Genomic DNA, 18,638 nt, shown 5'->3' with positions numbered 1-18,638 from the left:
CCGATAAGGTTTTTTTATTTTTACGTACCCATCACGTAGAGATTCGCCTATTATATCGGACTATATTTCACCTGATCAGCACGCAATTTCCGGTATGAACCATTCAGATACTCTCTCGCTTAGCCTAGAACTTTTACAACAACCTTCTGTTACTCCAATTGATCACACTTGCCAGACCATCATGGCAGACCGTTTAAGCCAAGTTGGTTTTCATATTGAACCAATGCGTTTTGGTGAGGTAGATAATCTCTGGGCACGTCGTGGAACTGAAGAACCTGTATTTTGTTTTGCAGGTCATACTGACGTAGTCCCGACAGGTAAATTAGAAGCATGGAATTCAGACCCATTTGCACCTGAAATCCGCGATGGAAAATTATATGGTCGTGGTTCGGCAGATATGAAGACAGCTTTGGCAGCTATGGTTGTTGCATCTGAGCGTTTTGTTGCAAAACATCCAAACCATAAAGGATCTATCGCATTTCTGATTACTTCTGATGAAGAAGGTCCTGCGGTTAACGGTACGGTTAAGGTTATTGAGACTCTTGAAGAACGTAATGAAAAAATTAAATGGTGTTTGGTCGGCGAACCCTCAAGTACTCATAAATTAGGTGATATTGTTAAAAATGGGCGTCGTGGTTCCCTCAATGCTGTATTAAAGGTCCAAGGTAAACAAGGCCATGTGGCTTATCCACATTTAGCACTAAACCCAATTCATGAAGCATCACCTGCTTTAACAGAGCTATGCCAAAGCGTTTGGGATAATGGAAATGAATATTTCCCAGCAACATCATTTCAGATTTCAAATATTCATGCTGGAACTGGTGCAACCAACGTAATTCCAGGTACTTTAGAAGTTACTTTTAACTTCCGTTATTCAACAGAAGTGACTGCTGAACAGCTTAAACAGCGTGTTCATGAGATTTTAGATAAACACGGTTTACAGTATGAAATCGTTTGGAATCTCTCTGGTTTACCTTTCCTGACTCCAGTTGGTGAACTCGTTAATGCGGCTCAAACTGCGATTTTAAATGTAACTGGCACTGAAACTGAGCTTTCAACAAGTGGTGGTACTTCTGACGGACGTTTTATTGCTCCAACAGGTGCACAGGTATTGGAGTTAGGCGTTCTTAACGCAACAATTCATCAAATTAATGAACATGTTGACGTACATGACCTCGATCCACTGACTGATATTTATGAGCAAATTTTAGAAAATTTATTAGCTTAAAATATTAAAGCTCAACGAATAAAAAAGCATCCTCTTTAGGATGCTTTTTCTTATCTTAAATTGTTATCTTTGAGAATCTTAGAATACGATTCGTATTCACTAATCCAGATAGTTGGCTTTATACAAAATACTTAAAGAGCATCTTCTGAATGCTTATCTATCCACTGCAATATAGTGGGCCAGACTTCCTTAGCAGCATTTTGGCTAAGTGCAATTCTACTATGAGAATAATTTTCTAGATTATTATTAGAAAGTCCAAACTCACGGAATATATTATTTTCATTTTCAAAGGCTTCTAAATATTCATAGCACCCTTTAACTGGCGCAATGAACTTATCCCCAGTACCACAGATGGAATATATCGGAACTCTAATAGAGGCCATAAATTTTCTATAATCAATATCTTTAAAATCACTTATAAAATTCTGATTTAAATTCCAGCTAAACCATGGTCTCATAGTGTAATAGGTTTCATTTACTCGTCCTAACTTAAATTTACTAGCAGGAATCTGTCCTAGACTTTTAACAACTAATTTTGCAGAAAGTAACTTAAGAAAATCAAATGGGCTATTTACTGCTCCAAATGCTTGGCAAGCGACAAAAGTAATACTTTGAATAAGATTTAAATATTCAGAATGATTAATCAAGAACATTGTTAAGCATAGCCCTCCTCCACTATGAGTTACACAGTGTAAAGACGATATATTTAAATGATTATAAATATAGTTAAATGCAGCTTTATATTCATATAAAGCCACTGTTTCGAAATTAAACGGTACATCTGTTTTTGGGCTAGTGCCATGCCCTCGCCATTCTAAAATAAAACAGATATAACCATGACTTGCCAAATAATCAGCAATCCCCATACAAACAGTTTTGTCCGAAAATGCACCATGAGATAAAAAAATTGCTTCTTTTTTTGTCAGAGAATGTTTTCTATTTGAAATTTCCCACAATGCAAATTCACCACGATCCTCTGTCTCTAAAATATGCAGCTCTTTATTAATTGACATTTATGTTTTCTACTGTTGCAAAGAGTTTGTTATAGATTATTTCCCATATTTGGTGTGGTAAAATTCAAAACTACTCTTTAGTTATAATTTACTTCCTTTCTTAGAATACTAAATTTAATAGTAGGGCCTATTAAAACTAAATATTATTAATTTTCTAAATTTCAAAACTAATATTTTAACATTGGAACACATATAAAATATAAATTCACAATATATATAAAGCAATTACTTCAGGATTATTTTTTTGTAAAACTGTGAGCTACCCCATCTCTTATAAAAGAATTTTACCTATTTCTTACAAAAAAGGAACTCAAATTGAGTTCCTTTCTTTTATAAGTGAAGCGAATTTTGGATATATTGCAAATTAGGAACGTGGTAGCGCTGATTCTCCATACGCACATATTTAAATACAGTTGGGTGCTTTAAAGAGTCCTGTATATCTTCGTTTTCATCTACGACTTCAGAAATACGCAGACGAACTGAAACTGGCATCGATTTACATATGAGTGCAAAACGTTGGCTGATATCTTCACTTTCAATAACTAATGCCACCGCTCGCGAATCAATTTCATTATGCACTGTATAGACTGGAAGTTTTACATCATGCCATTCAATATGCTTGATACCATTTTTAACATCCATAGCTGATAACACTATGTTTTGTGGTAATAGCATCGGCACTTGCTGATCACATTCAATAATATATGCATCAATAAAACCAGTTGAAACAGTAATTAAATGTTGAAGTTCTTGCTGATCCATTTCATTAATTAAAGATGTACTGATATGACTCTTCATTAAGCAAGTTCCTCTTCACGTGTTGTGAAAAAAGCATCAATATTGTGAAGTAAATCTTCTTCTTGGAAAGGTTTACCCATGTATTGGTTAACCCCTAAAGTAAATGCTCGTTCACGGTGTTTTTCGCCAGTTCTGGATGTAATCATAATGACTGGCATATCTTGATGTAGATCATGATGTCGCACGAGGTTAAGTACTTCAAAGCCATCCATTCGCGGCATTTCGATATCAAGCAGCATCAGATCTGGTTTAATATTTTCCAACTGCTCAATTGCATCGACACCGTCTTTAGCAGTTACTACGTCATAGCCCTGACGTTCGAGTAAACGAGTCGTTACCTTACGGACTGTGACAGAGTCATCTACAATCATAATGAGACGGCGTTCATCAGACTCACGTTGTCTATAGATAGCTTCATTAAGCTGCTTATGTCGGCGGGTAGACTGAATTTGGCGAGCAATATTTTGTCCATCTAGAATTAGACAAACTTGGCCATCACCTAAAATAGTTGCGCCTGCAATCGCACCAATACTAGAGAACTGCTGCCCGATTGGCTTGACCACAATCTGCGCACGTGAACCAATAAGCTGATCAACCAATAATGCAATTGTTTGTCCATTATTGGTCTTAATCATTAATACTGGTAGTGAATACATCATCCCGCTCAAACGTGGAATTGGTTGATTACCAACAAACTCAGATAAATAACGTAATGGATAGCGTTTATTTTCAAATTCAAAGAATTCTTGTGCACTTCCAAAATACTGTTCTAATGATGTTGGTGAAACTCGAACAATTCGATCAATTTGAGCTAACGGAATTGCAAATTGTTGATCAGCAACTTTAACCATTAAGGCATCACTAACAGCTACTGTGGTCGGAACACGTATGGTAAAGATTGTTCCTTGCCCATACACAGAGTCCACACTCACATGTCCGCCCAAAGCTTTAATATCACTTTGTACAACATCTAGTCCTACACCACGACCTGAAATCTGAGTGACTTGATCAGCTGTACTTAACCCTGGATGGAAAATCAACTGTAAAATATCTTGATGTTCTAATACTTGTTCAGGATTAATCAAACCAGACAATAGGGCCTTTTGACGGACCTTCTCGATATCAATACCTCTGCCATCATCCTTAAATGTAACAACAACATCCGTACCTTGACGATGAATATTCAGTTCAATACGTCCAGTTTCTGGTTTTCGCGCTTGTTCACGTTGCACACGATCTTCTAAACCATGGTCAATTGCATTTCGAAGCATGTGCTCAAGTGGTGTAACCAAACGTTCTAGCATTGTTCGGTCTAATTCACCTTCGGTATTATTAACAAAAAGCTCTGCTGGTCGATCCAACGCAGTAGAAGTCTGCCTCACAATTCTTTGTAAACGAGGTAGCAATCGAGAAAATGGTACTAATCGTGTTCGCATTAGGCCTTCTTGAATTTCGGCTTGAATACGTGACTGTTGTACCAGCAAACTTTCAGTGTCTCTAATTTTTTCAGATAATGTATTTTTAAAATCCACTAAATCCGATGCAGATTCGGCAAGTGATTTCGATAATTGATTCAATGAAGAATATTGGTCCATCTCTAGAGGATCAAATTCTGTATAACGAGAGTGCTCAATACCGTGTTTTGCAATAATCTGACTTTCTAATTCGCCTTCCATTCGGCGTAACTGGTCTGCTAGTCGTTGAATGGCTAATTCCATTTCCACTAGCGTATGACCAAATTGACTGAGATCCATTTCAATTCGTGAACGGTTAATCGAATTTTCACCAGACAAATCAATCATTTTCTCAATTAAATCTGCCGAAACCCGGATCATCTCATTATTTTGTTCAAGATGCTGCGTTTGTTCCCATGCCCCCATCATTGGCGGTGGTTCTGCACCATCACCTTGCACAAAGCTCATTACAGGTTCAGTGCTAAATAGATCAGTTCTGGTCAACTTACTTGGAATTTGTATTGCAGTTTCAATAAACTGAATATTTTCTAAACTTTGTTGTAAACCATCGAAATGTTGATAATTTTGTTTAAAAATTGCTTCTTTTAACCAAACAATCGCACTCTCTAACAAGTTGTCATAAATATTTGAGCTAAAATGATAAAGCGCAAATTTTTCAAAAGCATTTTCAAGTTGATAAGCAATCGCTTGTACGGTTTCAAGTCCCACCATACGGGAACCACCTTTCAAGCTGTGCACTGCCCTTTGTAGCTGAAGCAAGATACTACGATTGGTACGCTGCTCAAACCACTGCTTTAATAGGTGATCGGCCATCTCTAACAGCTCGGCCGCTTCCTCCATAAAGGTCTGCTCGACAACAGAGTCAATATCCTGATCTTGGATACTGTCTGTATAGCCTTCTGCATCAAAAACTTGTAATTCTGTGTACTCAACAAGTCTATTATTAGACTCAACAATCTGCTCAAAATTAGAAGTTAACTCATCGAGATTTAACGCAGTATTGTGTATAGCTTCTTGTTGTAATACTTCAACACTTGATTCCGGTATAACATCTGTTTCAGACTCTACTTGCATCTCTTTAGCAGCAGACCCGAGTGAATTATATACCTTACCTGCATTCTTAAGCGCTTGAATAGTATGAGAAGCAGCATAATCTAGGTGCTGTTCACGTACTATTTGTAGGCGATCAGCTAAATCATCTTGAACCAGACGAATAAAATCAATGAGAGCAGATGAAGTAATTAACTGTCTTTGAATTAAGCGCTCATAAATACTTTCTAGTTCATGTGCAATTAAACCAATATAATTTGCCTGAATCATATTTGCCCCACCTTTTAAGGTATGCAAATAGCGCATCAGATTATTAAGAGCAGCAAAGTTCTCTTGATCATTAATCCAAATATTAAGATCTGTATCCATCCCTTCAAGCAACTCATCGGCTTCTTCAAGAAAAATATCTAACAGTTCTGGATCAAAATAACGGTTTACATGCTCAGTAGACATGAACTGGCGATCTAAATGCACACTCTGACTCATGACTACATGATCAGTTAGTATACTTTCGATAGATGCTGAAGATTCATTTGCTGTTTGTTCTACATCAGCATTAAATAGCGACTCAACAACTTCCTGATGACTTTCTAATGGTTCAGAATTAAGGCTTGGAATATATTGGGTATATAGTTTTAGCTCTTCCAAAACATTTTGGTGTTGCTCAATAATACTAACTCTTTGACCCGCAGCTAATGCATCAAATAACTGAATTAATTGTTGATGTGCTTTCTGATAAATTTCAAAAACATAATCTGATTGCAATAAATCAGGTCGATCAAGCAATACGTCATAGCTATCTTTCAGCTGGTTCGTATATTCATATAAACCAACCATGGCCTGCGACTGAGTATGTTGCAATAACAAATCAGCTTGTTCACTTAAACGTTCAATATAATGAGGAAACTCAGAACGAATTCCTTTCTCAAAATCTAACTCTGCATCAAGTAATTCTGAAACATCTAGCTGTAACAGCTGAGATACTAAACCATGTGGAGGCGTGAGCGGGCTCGCATGCTCCCCATGTTGTTCCATATAAGTATCCCAAACCTGATTGAACTGTTTCAGGTTAGAGTCTAATTGCTCATTAGAGCGATGCGCAGCCAATAGATCTAAACAATTTCGAATAAACTGACGATAATCACGGAGTAGTAAAATTTCTTCTGAATGAGAAGATAGCTCTTCTTGTAATAGGATTTTAAATAAATGCTCAACTTTAGTACTAGCATCAAAAATTGCTTCTACCTGAGCCATTGCCGAGCTGCCGCGCAACGTATGTAATGCACGGATTAGTGCATTGTAACTCTCGTGCTGATGTATTTCTTGTTCTAAGAACTGATCGATGGTCGCTAAGTGCTCCTCCGCTTCTTCCATAAATAAAACTAGGGTTTCAGCAAGGTTATGTTCACTTTCTACGGCGGTTTCTAGAGTTAAATTATCTGATTCCTGTTCTAAATCACCCACCTCTAAACCAGTCTTAGTTTCCGCAGTGAGAGTATCCGACAATAATAGAAGTTCTTCTAAAGCAGGCTCTAGACTTTGCTGTTGTTGTAATTGTTGTCCCAATAAAATAAGAGGTCTAAAATCTACTGCATGTTCCTTTTTAGATTTAAAGTCATCTACTAATTTAAAGAAATAGAACTTAAATACCAACTGAACATATTGTTGGATGTTAGGAGTTAATGTGAGACTCTCATTGATTACCCGATTAAGCGTATCTTCTACAGTCCAAGCAAGCTCAGCAGAGGATTTCGCTGCAATCATTCGCCCTGAACCTTTCAAGGTATGAAAATGGCGACGGATCTCAGTCAGCGTAGCAACATTTTTAGATTGCATCCATTCATGAATCAAAGATTGCAATTCAACAAAAATTTCTTCAATTTCTTCAACGAAGATATCAAGAAATTCATCATCTTGTTGAGAATAGCTATCTTCCGGTAGCATCATTGCTTCAGTTAAAGTTTTTAATATTTCTTTCATAGCAAAGGCTTCTTTTGCTTGTCCCCTAAATGGAGAAAAACGACAGAGTCAACACCAGATAAATAGCTGTGTCCCCAATACTTATCTGGTGTTGTTAATACTTTTTAGAAGAATAGCTAGTATAGAAACAGCTATCCTCGTCCCCAATTTAATCAGGTAATTTAAAGTCCGTTACCGATTCACGTAATGACTCTGCCATATTTGCTAATTCAGAAACAGAACGTGCTGTATCGAATGTTGCAGTTGTCGTTTGCGAAGTAATTTCTTGTACGACGGTCATGGTTGTCGCAATGTGACTCGCAGATGCAGACTGAAGTTTTGCTGCATCAGAAATGTTGGCCATCAAGTTTGCCAAGTCACCAGATACTTTTTGAATCTCGTCCAAGGCAATACCTGCATCTTTTGCCAAGTTCGCTCCGCGCACAACCTCAGTGGTTGTTTGTTCCATTGAAATAACAGCTTCATTCGTATCGGTCTGAATTGTTTTAACCAGAGTTTCGATCTGTTTAGTTGCCGATGCAGAACGTTCTGCAAGACGCTGTACTTCGTCTGCAACCACGGCAAAACCACGTCCTGCTTCACCTGCCATAGATGCTTGAATTGCTGCATTTAGTGCAAGAATGTTTGTTTGGTCCGCAATGTCATTAATTAACGATACGATGTTACCAATTTCTTGTGAAGACTCACCCAAACGCTTAATACGTTTAGAGGTTTCCTGAATCTGTTCACGAATCGTGTCCATACCTTCAATTGAACGGTTTACTACTTGTGCTCCATTAGAAGCAATTTGTACCGAACGTTCCGCTACTTCGGTAGATTCAGATGCATTTGAAGATACTTGGTCAATTGATTGCGCCATTTCATTCATTGCGGTTGATGCGCCAGCAATTTCTTGTGCCTGATGCTCTGATGCTTCTGCCAACTGGTTAGTAATATTTTGTGTATCATGCGTATAGCGGGCAACTTCCTGAGAAGTTTCATGAATTCGGGATACAAGATCACGTAATTGGTCAATCGCGAAGTTAATCGAGTCGGCAATCGCTCCAGTAAAGTCCTCAGATACCGTTGCATATGAGCGCAAGTCACCATCTGCCAAGTCGGCAATTTCATCTAGTAAACGTAAAATCGCGTTTTGGTTACGGTCATATTCTTCTTGCAAGGTAGCTACACGTTGTTTATCCGCTTTACTACGAAGTGATAAAAGCTTTAAGACTGAGCTAATTAAACCAATAAGTGATAATGTAAGAAGCGCAACTAAAGCAAAGGCTTTCCAACCATACTGTGTTTGCTCAGAAAGATTACCCAATGCAGATAACATTTCATCAGATTGCGAGAAGATCTCACCCGATGACTGACGTACGTTTACAATTTGATTTGTATGTTTAAGAACTGATGTCGCTGCAGATTTTAAAACTTGATCATACTCAGACTTAATGCCTTCTAAAGATTCACGTACTTCCGGGGACTCAACTCTAGCAACACCCAGTTCTGCATTGCCGTTTAGCTGTGCATTTAAGTACACACCAAAAGTATCAATATCGACACCAAAGTCATGCGCTGAGTTTTCAGAATTCTCTGTAGCAATGAAAACGGAGTTAATAGAACGTAAAATACGTTCCGCAATAAATACCTGGTTTTTAGCAATGACTACCTGATTACTCGATACTTTTTCGCGGACCATCTTATCAACCATCAAGTTATATTCAGCTTGAATCTCAGGAATAGAGTCACTAATCGAGATATTCATATTATATAACTGATTAATTACGCCCTGCTGTGACGAGATCAAGTCAACGTCATAAGACAAAGCTTTCCACAGAACCGCTACCTTTTGGTATTCTTTTGAAGATGTACCATAAATATTTTCAACATTTTTTATATTTTTAGCAAAAAGTTGACGTGACTCAACTAAGTCTTTCATAGCTTTAGGTGATCCAGAAGCCGTTGCTTCCGTAGCCTGTCTAGAAATAGTTTGTGACAATAAGCGTAACTCACCCAAACTACGTGTTAATTGGTTATGTCGAGGTACACTATAAAATAAATAAACGAGCGAAATTAAAGCAAATACTAAACATAACAACGCTACATAAAGGATAGGCTTGGACTTTTTACTTTCCCCAAATAAACTGGCGTATTGCTCAATTCCCGACTGGATTTTTGCAATAAAATTGAGACCCGATTTTTCGGGCGCAACACGATTGCCGCCTTTCTTTTTAAGCTTAAAGCCCATAGCTTCTCCCCAGAAAATACTCTGTTTTTCACAGCGTAAAAATTAGTTTATAAATTTTGTCGATGCATTCATGTAATGTGGGTTTTGCAATAAACGACTAAATAAAAAGACATGCCAATGCTGGTTATGTTGGTGAAAATAACCTTGGCAATATTCTTTTAGATTTTCCTCTAAGTCTAAGCTTTGAGAAAAAAAACTTTTTTTATTAAAGTGCTGAATCCCCAAGACCTGATCCACAACCAACCCCACATACTGGTCGTGATGGCTAATACATAACACTTTTTGGGCAGACGAAAATGTACTTCGTTGCCCTGAAATAAAATGAGCCAAATCAGAAACCGAAAGTAACCGTCCCCGAATGTTCGCCAAACCCTTCACCCAACTTTGAGCATTTGGAACTGGCGTATATTTCGGTGGATAGATAACTTCTGACACTTCCCCAAGTGGTGCGACGAAGTATTGCCCTCTCATTTCAAAAGCAATCCCTGACCATCGCTGTGCTTCATTTTGAACTGAAGCGTAATTCTTATTACCCCGTTTAGACAAACGAAGTAACTCGATAAATCCATTCGCTGCCATACTCGATCCTATAAAACGGGCATATAACCCCGCTATTTATGTTTTTATGGATGGATGAGTTACTTTAGAAATTGTTTAATTACATCAATCAATTGCTTTTCTTCAATCGGCTTAATCAGGTAGTCGAGTGCACCCTGACGTTTGCCCCATACTCGGTCAGTTGCCTGATCTTTAGTACTCACGATTACCACAGGAATATGCTTAGTGTCTTCATCACGGGTAATCTGGCGGGTTGCCTGAAAGCCATTTACACCTGGCATGACAACATCCATTAACACTAAGTCAGGCTGTTCTGCTTTTGCCAAAGTTACACCATCTGCACCATTAGATGCTTCAAGTACGTCATAACCATGCTTGGTTAGAATTTCTTTAAAACGAAAAGTTTCTGTTGGTGAATCATCAACAATGAGAATACGTGTCATTTCTTTGCCCTTAAATTACTTAATTATGAACTTACGTGATTACGAATCGCGTTTAACAATTCATCTTTGCTAAAAGGTTTCGTCAAGTATTCATCTGAACCTACCACACGCCCTTTTGCCTGATCAAATAAACCATCTTTACTAGAGAGCATGATAACGGGAATGTTCTGATAATTTTGAGAGTTTTTAATCAAAGCGCAAGTTTGATAACCATCTAAACGAGGCATCATGATATCGACAAAAACAATATCTGGATTTGCTTCTGCAATTTTGGACAAAGCTTCAAATCCATCCACCGCAGTAATCACTTCACAGCCTTCTCGCTGTAATAAAGTTTCGGCTGTACGGCGAATGGTTTTTGAGTCATCAATTACCATTACTTTCAGATTTTGGAATGCATCTTCCATTTAATCTTCCATCCCCAATAAATATAAAATATAAATGCAATTTAACTTAAATTTGTTTTTACGCATTTATAAGCATTTTTAACATATCTCACGGTCTATTTTCAATGAGGCATTTTTGTCTACTTTCTCATTTATAAACAATAACTTTTAACCTCATCACACTTTAATTGAAATTATCATTTTTTTTATAATGACTATATTTTTATTCAGCTAAATAATAACTAATATATTAAAGATTAATTATTTAAAAATAAGCAATTTAGCTTTCTTTTTTGGGGATATTCAATGAATAATCGGATGAAATATGCCTTTTATAGGAACTGCTTGTCTTTATCTATAGGCATTATTTCCTTCGGTTCGCTCTGTTTTTCAACGACCTTGGCTCTAGCGGATACTTCTAAAGTAGTCTGGTATCGATATTATGATCAACACGGTACGGCCAATATCAGTACATCTGTCACTCCTGCTCATATCCGTTATGGTTATGAAGTTCTAGATCAAAATATGCAAGTGATTAAAAGAAACCATTCTTATAATGCGCAGGCTGATTTAAATCAATCAAGTCAACGAGCACTGTCGGCACGGCATAGAGAACTAGATATTAAATTAAAAAATGCCTATAGCAATAGCAAGACAGCCATGCTTAAAAGAGATCAAGCATTACTTGCTATAAAGAAGCAAATTAACTATCAAGAGGAACAACTCGACCAGTTACAACAAGACAAAATTTTATTTAAGCGTCAAGAAATGGAATATTTCAGAAAGCGAGAAGTCATTCCTGAGCGACATAAGACTTTGATTGAAAACAATCTAAATAATATTTACAGAGTCAAACAAACACTTGAAACACTTTCCAAGACCTACAAACGTACCAACAGCGAGTATGAAAATATTATCGAACGTTTAAAAAAGCTTGAATAACTGTAAAGGTTTATCAAGAATAGGGGCAAAATAAAATTTGAATTATAGGATGATGCTATATGCACAAAATGCATCTCACCCCTTCTACTATTTTTAAACTGAGTATTATTAGTTTATGTTTGATTTTAGCTGCATGTAATCAGCAAGAAACAACTAAAACAACGGCATCAGCTCCAGCAAAAATTGAACTCATTCCTCAAGACCTGATTGCAGTTAAAGAGGGAGCACTTGACTCTCAAACTGCTTTTACCGGAACGATTCGTGCGGTTCAGCAAAGTTCAATTCAGGCTCAAGTGAGCGCCACGGCGACCACTGTAACTACAAATGTTGGCCAACAGGTACAAAAAGGCCAAGTTTTAGTGAGATTGAACAATCAGGACAATGTTGCACGATTAGCGCAAGCGCGCGCCAACCTTGCATCAGCTCAATCACAAGCTGAACTTGCACGCAATTTAATGAACCGAAAGCAAAGACTGTTTAATCAAGGGTTTATTGCTCGTGTCGAGTTTGAACAGAGTCAGGTTGACTACAAAGGCCAACTTGAAAGTGTAAAAGCTCAACAAGCGAATGTTGATATTGCTCGAAAGGCTGATCAAGACGGAATTATTACCAGTCCAATTTCAGGTGTGATTACTAAACGACAAGTAGAACCTGGTCAGACTGTATCGGTTGGACAAACGCTATTTGAAATCGTAAATCCAGACCAACTTGAAATACAGGCCAAGTTACCAATTGAGCAACAGTCTGCTCTTAAAGTAGGTAACAGTATTCAATATCAGATTCAGGGAAATTCTAAACAATTAAACGCAACGCTTACTCGTATTTCACCTGTTGCAGATCAAGACAGTCGACAAATCGATTTTTTTGCAGTTCCTAAAGAAAAAATTGATTCGTTAAGTATAGGGGCTTTCATTAATGGAAATATTCTTCGTAGTGATACCAATCAAGGCCAAACGATTCCTTTAGACAGCATTCAAAATATGCAACATGATCCTTTTGTATGGGTGGTACGTAATCACACCATCCAAAAAGTTAAAATTCGAGTGATTGAACAGCGCTATAACGACAATATTGCTTTGGTTGGTGGCTTGCAAAGCACAGATCTGGTAAGCCGTATTCAATTTGAAGATTCCGACATTAATAAAAAAGTGACGGTTACAAACGACAAAAATAAATAAGGTAGCAAATAGCGTATGTGGTTTACTCGAATCAGTGTGAAATACCCCGTTTTTACTATTATGATGATGATCAGCTTAATGGTACTCGGGTTAGCTTCTTGGAAACGGATGACCGTTGAAGAGTTTCCAAATATAGATTTCCCATTCGTCGTAGTGACTACAGAATATGCTGGTGCTTCACCTGAAGCGGTCGAATCAGATATTACTAAAAAACTCGAAGATCAAATCAATACGATTTCAGGCATTAAGCAAATTACCTCACGTTCAAGTGAAGGTTTTTCAATGGTCGTTGCAGAGTTTAACCTTGATACATCTTCAGCCATTGCAGCACAAGATGTTCGAGACAAAATTGCTCCCGTCGCAGCACAGTTTCGTGATGAAATTGATACACCAATTGTACAGCGCTACGACCCTTCATCTAGTCCAATTATGTCAGTCGTATTTGAATCTACTAGCATGAATTTGGCTCAATTGAGTTCATATGTCGATAAACGGATCGTGCCTCAACTCAAAACCGTGTCTGGTGTCGGTAATGTGAATTTATTGGGGGATGCCAAACGACAAATACGAATAAAAATTCTTCCTGAGCAATTGCAAAGTTACGGCATTGGCATTGATCAGGTCATTAATACGTTAAAAAATGAAAATATTGAAGTTCCGGCAGGAACCTTACAACAAAAGAACTCTGAACTGGTTGTACAGATTCAATCAAAAGTTATTCATCCCCTTGCATTTGGCGATTTGGTGATTGCCAATAAAAATGGTTCACCGATTTTCTTAAAACAAGTCGCAACTGTTGAAGACACTCAAGCAGAACTACAATCAAGCGCTTTTTATAATGGTAAAACGGCTGTCTCTATTGATATTTTAAAAAGTTCCGATGCCAATGTAATTCAAGTCGTCGACAAAACTTATCAAACTTTAGAGAAGTTAAAAGCTCAGATGCCTGCGGGTTTAAATTATAAAGTTGTAGCTGATAGCTCTAAAGGCATTCGCGCTTCAATTAAAGATGTTGCCCGTACCATTATTGAAGGTGCCGCGTTAGCAGTTTTAATTGTTTTATTATTTTTAGGCTCTTTCCGCTCTACCGTCATCACAGGTTTAACCTTACCCATTACCCTTCTTGGAACCCTAACTTTTATCTGGGCTTTTGGGTTTAGCATTAACATGATGACGCTGTTAGCCCTATCACTCAGTATTGGTCTATTAATTGATGATGCGATTGTCGTTCGGGAAAATATTGTAAGACATACAGAACTTGGCAAAGATCATGTCACAGCTGCCCTTGAAGGGACAAAAGAAATTGGTTTGGCTGTACTCGCAACTACGCTGACTATTGTGGCCGTCTTTTTACCTGTTGCCTTTATGGGCGGATTGATTGGACGTTTCTTTTATCAGTTTGGTGTAACAGTGAGTACCGCTGTTCTAATTTCAATGTTTATTAGCTTTACGCTCGATCCAATGCTTTCTGCTCACTGGAAAGATCCGGTCAAGAAAAAAGATAATTGGCTACAACGGTTTTTTGACCATATTTCTAATTTACTAGATCGACTTAGTCATGTTTATGAAAGGCTATTAAAGTTAGCCCTACGTTTCCGTTTCATTACGGTCATTATTGCAATCGCTTCATTATTTGCTGCATTAGGACTTTCTAAACTCATTGGAACTGAATTTGTACCTACTCCAGATAAAGGCGAAATTCGGATTCAGTTCGAAACTCCTGTAGACGCTTCTTTAGAATATACCCAAGCAAAACTCCATCAGGTTGACCAAATTATCAGGCAATTTCCAGATGTCGTTTCAACTTATGGTGTTGTCAATAGTGGGGTTGATTCTGGTAAAAATCGCGCCGGTTTGGGGGTTACCTTAAAGCCGAAACAACAGCGAAACAAGGATCTTAATGCGCTCAATAATGAATTCCGTGATCGTTTGCAAACTGTAGCGGGCATTCGAGTTACGTCTGTTGCCGCAGCACAAGATTCTGTTTCGGGTGGGCAAAAGCCAATCATGATTTCTATTAAAGGGACAGACTTAAATGAACTACAAAAAATTTCAGATCGTTTTATCGCTGAAATGGAAAAAATTAAAGGTGTAGTTGATTTAGAAAGTTCTTTGAAAGAACCAAAACCAACTCTGGGTGTTCATATTAATCGTGTACTGGCAAGTGATTTAGGCCTATCAGTTTCACAAATTGCCAATGCGATTCGTCCATTAATTGCTGGTGATAATGTGACAACTTGGGAAGATCGGGATGGTGAAAACTATGACGTTAATGTTCGTTTAAACGAAAATAAACGTATGCTTCCGCAAGATGTTCAGAACCTATATCTCAACTCAAATAAAACCAATGCCAATGGGCAAAACATTTTAGTTCCACTTAGCGCAGTTGCAACAACCGAAGAAAAACTTGGCGCTTCACAAATTAACCGACGTGATCTTGAGCGTGAAGTACTGATTGAGGCAAATACCTCAGGACGACCTAGCGGCGACATTGGTCAAGACATCGATAAAATGCAAAAGGCGTTTAAGCTACCTGCGGGCTATACATTTGACACTCAAGGTGCCAATGCCGATATGGCAGAATCTGCCGGATATGCATTAACAGCAATTACCCTATCGATTGTATTTATCTATATTGTTTTAGGTTCTCAATTTAATAGCTTTATCCATCCTGCTGCGATTATGGCCTCTTTACCATTATCACTAATTGGCGTATTCCTTGCCCTCTTCTTGTTCCAAAGCACACTGAACCTGTTTTCGATTATTGGCATTATCATGCTTATGGGGCTTGTCACTAAAAACGCTATTTTGCTTATCGATTTTATTAAGAAAGCGATGGATCAGGGTGTCAGCCGTTATGATGCTATTTTACAAGCTGGCAAAACCCGTTTACGCCCAATTTTAATGACCACAAGCGCCATGGTGATGGGGATGGTTCCTTTAGCTTTAGGTCTTGGCGAAGGCGGTGAGCAAAGCGCACCAATGGCTCACGCTGTGATTGGGGGAGTGATTACCTCTACCCTATTGACTCTTGTGGTTGTACCCGTCATTTTCACTTATCTAGATGACTTGAAAAACTTTATGCTGCGTCAAACTCGACGATTCATGTCATAATGCAGCGATTATCGTATAATCTGCGTTTTTATAACGCTTAACTTTTAGGACTTTTTCCATGCGCGCAAGCCGCTTTTTATTTGCAACGTTGAGAGAAACCCCAAATGATGCTGAAGTGATTTCACACCAGCTCATGTTACGTGCGGGGATGATTCGTAAATTGGCATCTGGTTTATATACATGGCTGCCGATGGGAACACGTGTGCTCAAAAAAGTAGATGCAATTGTTCGTGAAGAAATGAACCGTTCAGGTGCAATGGAAGTATTCATGCCCGTGACTCAACCCGCAAGTCTTTGGGAAGAATCAGGTCGCTACGAACAATACGGTCCTGAATTATTACGCTTTAAAGATCGCCATGCGAACCCATTTGTACTTGGACCAACGCATGAAGAAGTTATTACGGATATGGCGCGTAACGAACTCAAAAGTTATAAGCAGCTTCCTGTAAATTTCTATCAAATTCAAACCAAATTCCGTGATGAAATTCGCCCACGTTTTGGGGTAATGCGTTCACGTGAGTTCATCATGAAAGATGCTTATTCTTTCCATGCAACTCAAGAGTCGTTACAAGAAACTTATGACGTGATGTACGACACATACAGCCGTATTTTCACTCGCTTAGGCTTAGACTTCCGCCCAGTACAAGCAGATACAGGTTCAATTGGTGGTTCAGCTTCACATGAGTTTCACGTTTTGGCTTCAAGTGGTGAAGATGACATCGCATTTTCAACTGAATCTGATTATGCAGCAAACGTTGAAATGGCTGAGGCTGTTTTAGTGGGTGAACGTGCAGCCCCTACTCAAGAACTAAAATTGGTTGAAACACCAGATCAGAAAACGATTGATGATGTATGTCAGTTCTTAAATGCTGATCCTAAGCAATCTGTTAAAGCATTATTGGTTCAAGGCGTTGCTGACGAAAAAGGTCAGGTTCCTGTCGTTGCTCTATTTGTACGTGGTGACCACGAACTTAATGAAATTAAAGCCGAGAAGCATCCTTTAGTGGCTGCACCTCTTACTTTTGCAACTGAAGAACAACTTCAAGCATTTGGTTTAACTGCTGGCTTTACAGGTCCACAAGGTTTAGTCGAAAAAGGCTTAACCGTGATTGTTGACCGCGCTGCATCTGTTCTTTCAGACTTCGTTGCTGGTGCAAATGAAGCTGACAAACATGCTGTAGGTGTAAACTGGGAGCGTGATGCACAAATTACCGAAGTTTTCGATTTGCGTAATGTAGTTGAAGGCGATCCATCTCCAGATGGCAAAGGTACACTACAAATTAAACGTGGTATTGAAGTAGGCCATATTTTCCAGCTTGGTACTAAATACTCTGAAGCTTTAGGCTGTAAAGTTTTAGGTGAAGATGGCAAACCATTTACAGTAACCATGGGATGCTACGGTATTGGTGTAACACGTGTAGTTGCAGCTGCAATTGAACAAAATTACGATGACAAAGGCATTATCTGGCCACAAGCCATTGCACCTTTTGAAATTGCAATTGTTCCAATGAATGCGCACAAATCTCCACGTACTCTTGAAGCAGCAGAAGCTCTTTATGCAGAGCTTCAGGCACAAGGTTTTGATGTATTACTTGATGACCGTAACGAACGTCCGGGTGTTAAATTCTCTGACCTTGAATTGATGGGTATTCCACACCGTATTGTGATTGGTGAAAAAGGTCTTGATGCGGGTACTTTTGAATATAAAGGCCGCCGAGATGCTGAAGCGAGTAATTTAACTAAAGAAGAACTTTTAGCTAAGTTAACGCGTTAATAAATACATAAATAAAAAAGCAGCTTTTAGAAGCTGCTTTTTTTAACTTAGTTTTTATACCTGAACTGTTAAGTCTTTGATGGTCGTTGATGAACCATTGGTTTTAACAGACTCAATTCCTTTATCTCGTGAGGCTTCACTCGCATAGAACTGACTTGTTCCAATAATCTGATGATTTGCAGCTTTTAAATTGAAATAAGGCTTTCCATTTTTTGCAGTTAAACGCTCATATCGCGCGTCATCACCACTGTTTTTTTGAATTGATTCAATACCATTTACAGCAGAGGCTTTTGCCTTATATAGCTCACTATTTAAAATAGGTTCACCATTTCCTGCCTTTAAGATAAAGCGGTATTGACCATCACTCGCTTGTGAAATTTCGTACCATCCTGCCATAAAAACCTCATTTTTTTGTTGGTGTGGGTATGACTTTCGTTATTATTCTGGACGAAAGTTATTTGTTATTTAT

The 18,638-nt window shown here is 38.2% G+C and carries 13 protein-coding genes; 5 read left to right on the top strand and 8 right to left on the bottom strand.

Annotated features, from left to right (window positions below):
* The first annotated feature begins 94 nt into the window (after nucleotides 1-94).
* The gene (dapE, locus tag MKL38_RS13345) at nucleotides 95-1,228 is read left to right on the top strand and encodes a succinyl-diaminopimelate desuccinylase (protein ID WP_270903496.1); all 1,134 of its coding nucleotides are present in this window, start codon (nucleotides 95-97) and stop codon (nucleotides 1,226-1,228) included.
* Between the two features lie 131 nt (nucleotides 1,229-1,359).
* Here the strand turns inward: dapE and MKL38_RS13340 are convergent, their stop codons facing one another.
* The 7 genes from MKL38_RS13340 to pilG all read right to left on the bottom strand — a co-directional run bounded on the left by MKL38_RS13340 (nucleotide 1,360) and on the right by pilG (nucleotide 11,182).
* Nucleotides 1,360-2,241 (bottom strand): alpha/beta fold hydrolase, encoded by an 882-nt coding sequence (locus MKL38_RS13340; protein WP_270903495.1) that lies wholly within the window; start codon nucleotides 2,239-2,241, stop codon nucleotides 1,360-1,362.
* A 330-nt stretch (nucleotides 2,242-2,571) separates the two neighbouring features.
* Entirely contained in the window at nucleotides 2,572-3,039 is a 468-nt protein-coding gene (locus tag MKL38_RS13335) for a hypothetical protein (protein WP_270903494.1), read from the bottom strand.
* Nucleotides 3,039-7,544, bottom strand: coding sequence for an Hpt domain-containing protein (locus MKL38_RS13330; protein ID WP_270903493.1), 4,506 nt, complete (start codon nucleotides 7,542-7,544; stop codon nucleotides 3,039-3,041). The genes MKL38_RS13335 and MKL38_RS13330 overlap by 1 nt, the downstream gene beginning before the upstream one ends.
* Nucleotides 7,545-7,692: 148 nt before the next feature.
* A complete protein-coding gene (locus MKL38_RS13325; RefSeq protein ID WP_270903492.1) occupies nucleotides 7,693-9,774 on the bottom strand; it encodes a methyl-accepting chemotaxis protein in 2,082 nt (693 codons plus the stop codon).
* Nucleotides 9,775-9,816: 42 nt separating this feature from the next.
* On the bottom strand, nucleotides 9,817-10,353 hold the full coding sequence (locus MKL38_RS13320) for a chemotaxis protein CheW (protein WP_003655289.1): 537 nt from the start codon (nucleotides 10,351-10,353) through the stop codon (nucleotides 9,817-9,819).
* Nucleotides 10,354-10,412: 59 nt separating this feature from the next.
* Nucleotides 10,413-10,775, bottom strand: a complete 363-nt coding sequence (locus MKL38_RS13315; protein WP_003655288.1) for a response regulator — start codon at nucleotides 10,773-10,775, stop codon at nucleotides 10,413-10,415.
* A 23-nt stretch (nucleotides 10,776-10,798) separates the two neighbouring features.
* Nucleotides 10,799-11,182, bottom strand: coding sequence for a twitching motility response regulator PilG (gene pilG / locus MKL38_RS13310; RefSeq protein ID WP_000389061.1), 384 nt, complete (start codon nucleotides 11,180-11,182; stop codon nucleotides 10,799-10,801).
* Between the two features lie 285 nt (nucleotides 11,183-11,467).
* Between pilG and MKL38_RS13305 the strand changes: the two genes are divergently transcribed.
* The 4 genes from MKL38_RS13305 (at nucleotide 11,468) to MKL38_RS13290 (ending at nucleotide 18,169) form a co-directional block, all read left to right on the top strand.
* Nucleotides 11,468-12,103, top strand: coding sequence for a hypothetical protein (locus MKL38_RS13305; protein WP_270903491.1), 636 nt, complete (start codon nucleotides 11,468-11,470; stop codon nucleotides 12,101-12,103).
* A gap of 68 nt (nucleotides 12,104-12,171) precedes the next feature.
* Entirely contained in the window at nucleotides 12,172-13,281 is a 1,110-nt protein-coding gene (locus MKL38_RS13300; RefSeq protein WP_270903551.1) for an efflux RND transporter periplasmic adaptor subunit, read from the top strand.
* Nucleotides 13,282-13,296: 15 nt separating this feature from the next.
* A complete protein-coding gene (locus MKL38_RS13295) occupies nucleotides 13,297-16,395 on the top strand; it encodes an efflux RND transporter permease subunit (protein WP_270903490.1) in 3,099 nt (1,032 codons plus the stop codon).
* A 58-nt stretch (nucleotides 16,396-16,453) separates the two neighbouring features.
* Entirely contained in the window at nucleotides 16,454-18,169 is a 1,716-nt protein-coding gene (locus MKL38_RS13290; RefSeq protein WP_270903489.1) for a proline--tRNA ligase, read from the top strand.
* A 54-nt stretch (nucleotides 18,170-18,223) separates the two neighbouring features.
* On the opposite strand, the gene MKL38_RS13285 is transcribed toward MKL38_RS13290, so the two are convergent.
* A complete protein-coding gene (locus MKL38_RS13285) occupies nucleotides 18,224-18,565 on the bottom strand; it encodes a YegP family protein (protein ID WP_270903488.1) in 342 nt (113 codons plus the stop codon).
* Nucleotides 18,566-18,638 lie beyond the last annotated feature (73 nt).

It is taken from the genome of Acinetobacter sp. AOR14_HL, assembly GCF_027855175.1.
GTDB classification, from domain to species: Bacteria; Pseudomonadota; Gammaproteobacteria; order Pseudomonadales; family Moraxellaceae; genus Acinetobacter; species Acinetobacter calcoaceticus.
This window is presented reverse-complemented; position numbering and strand designations above follow the sequence as displayed.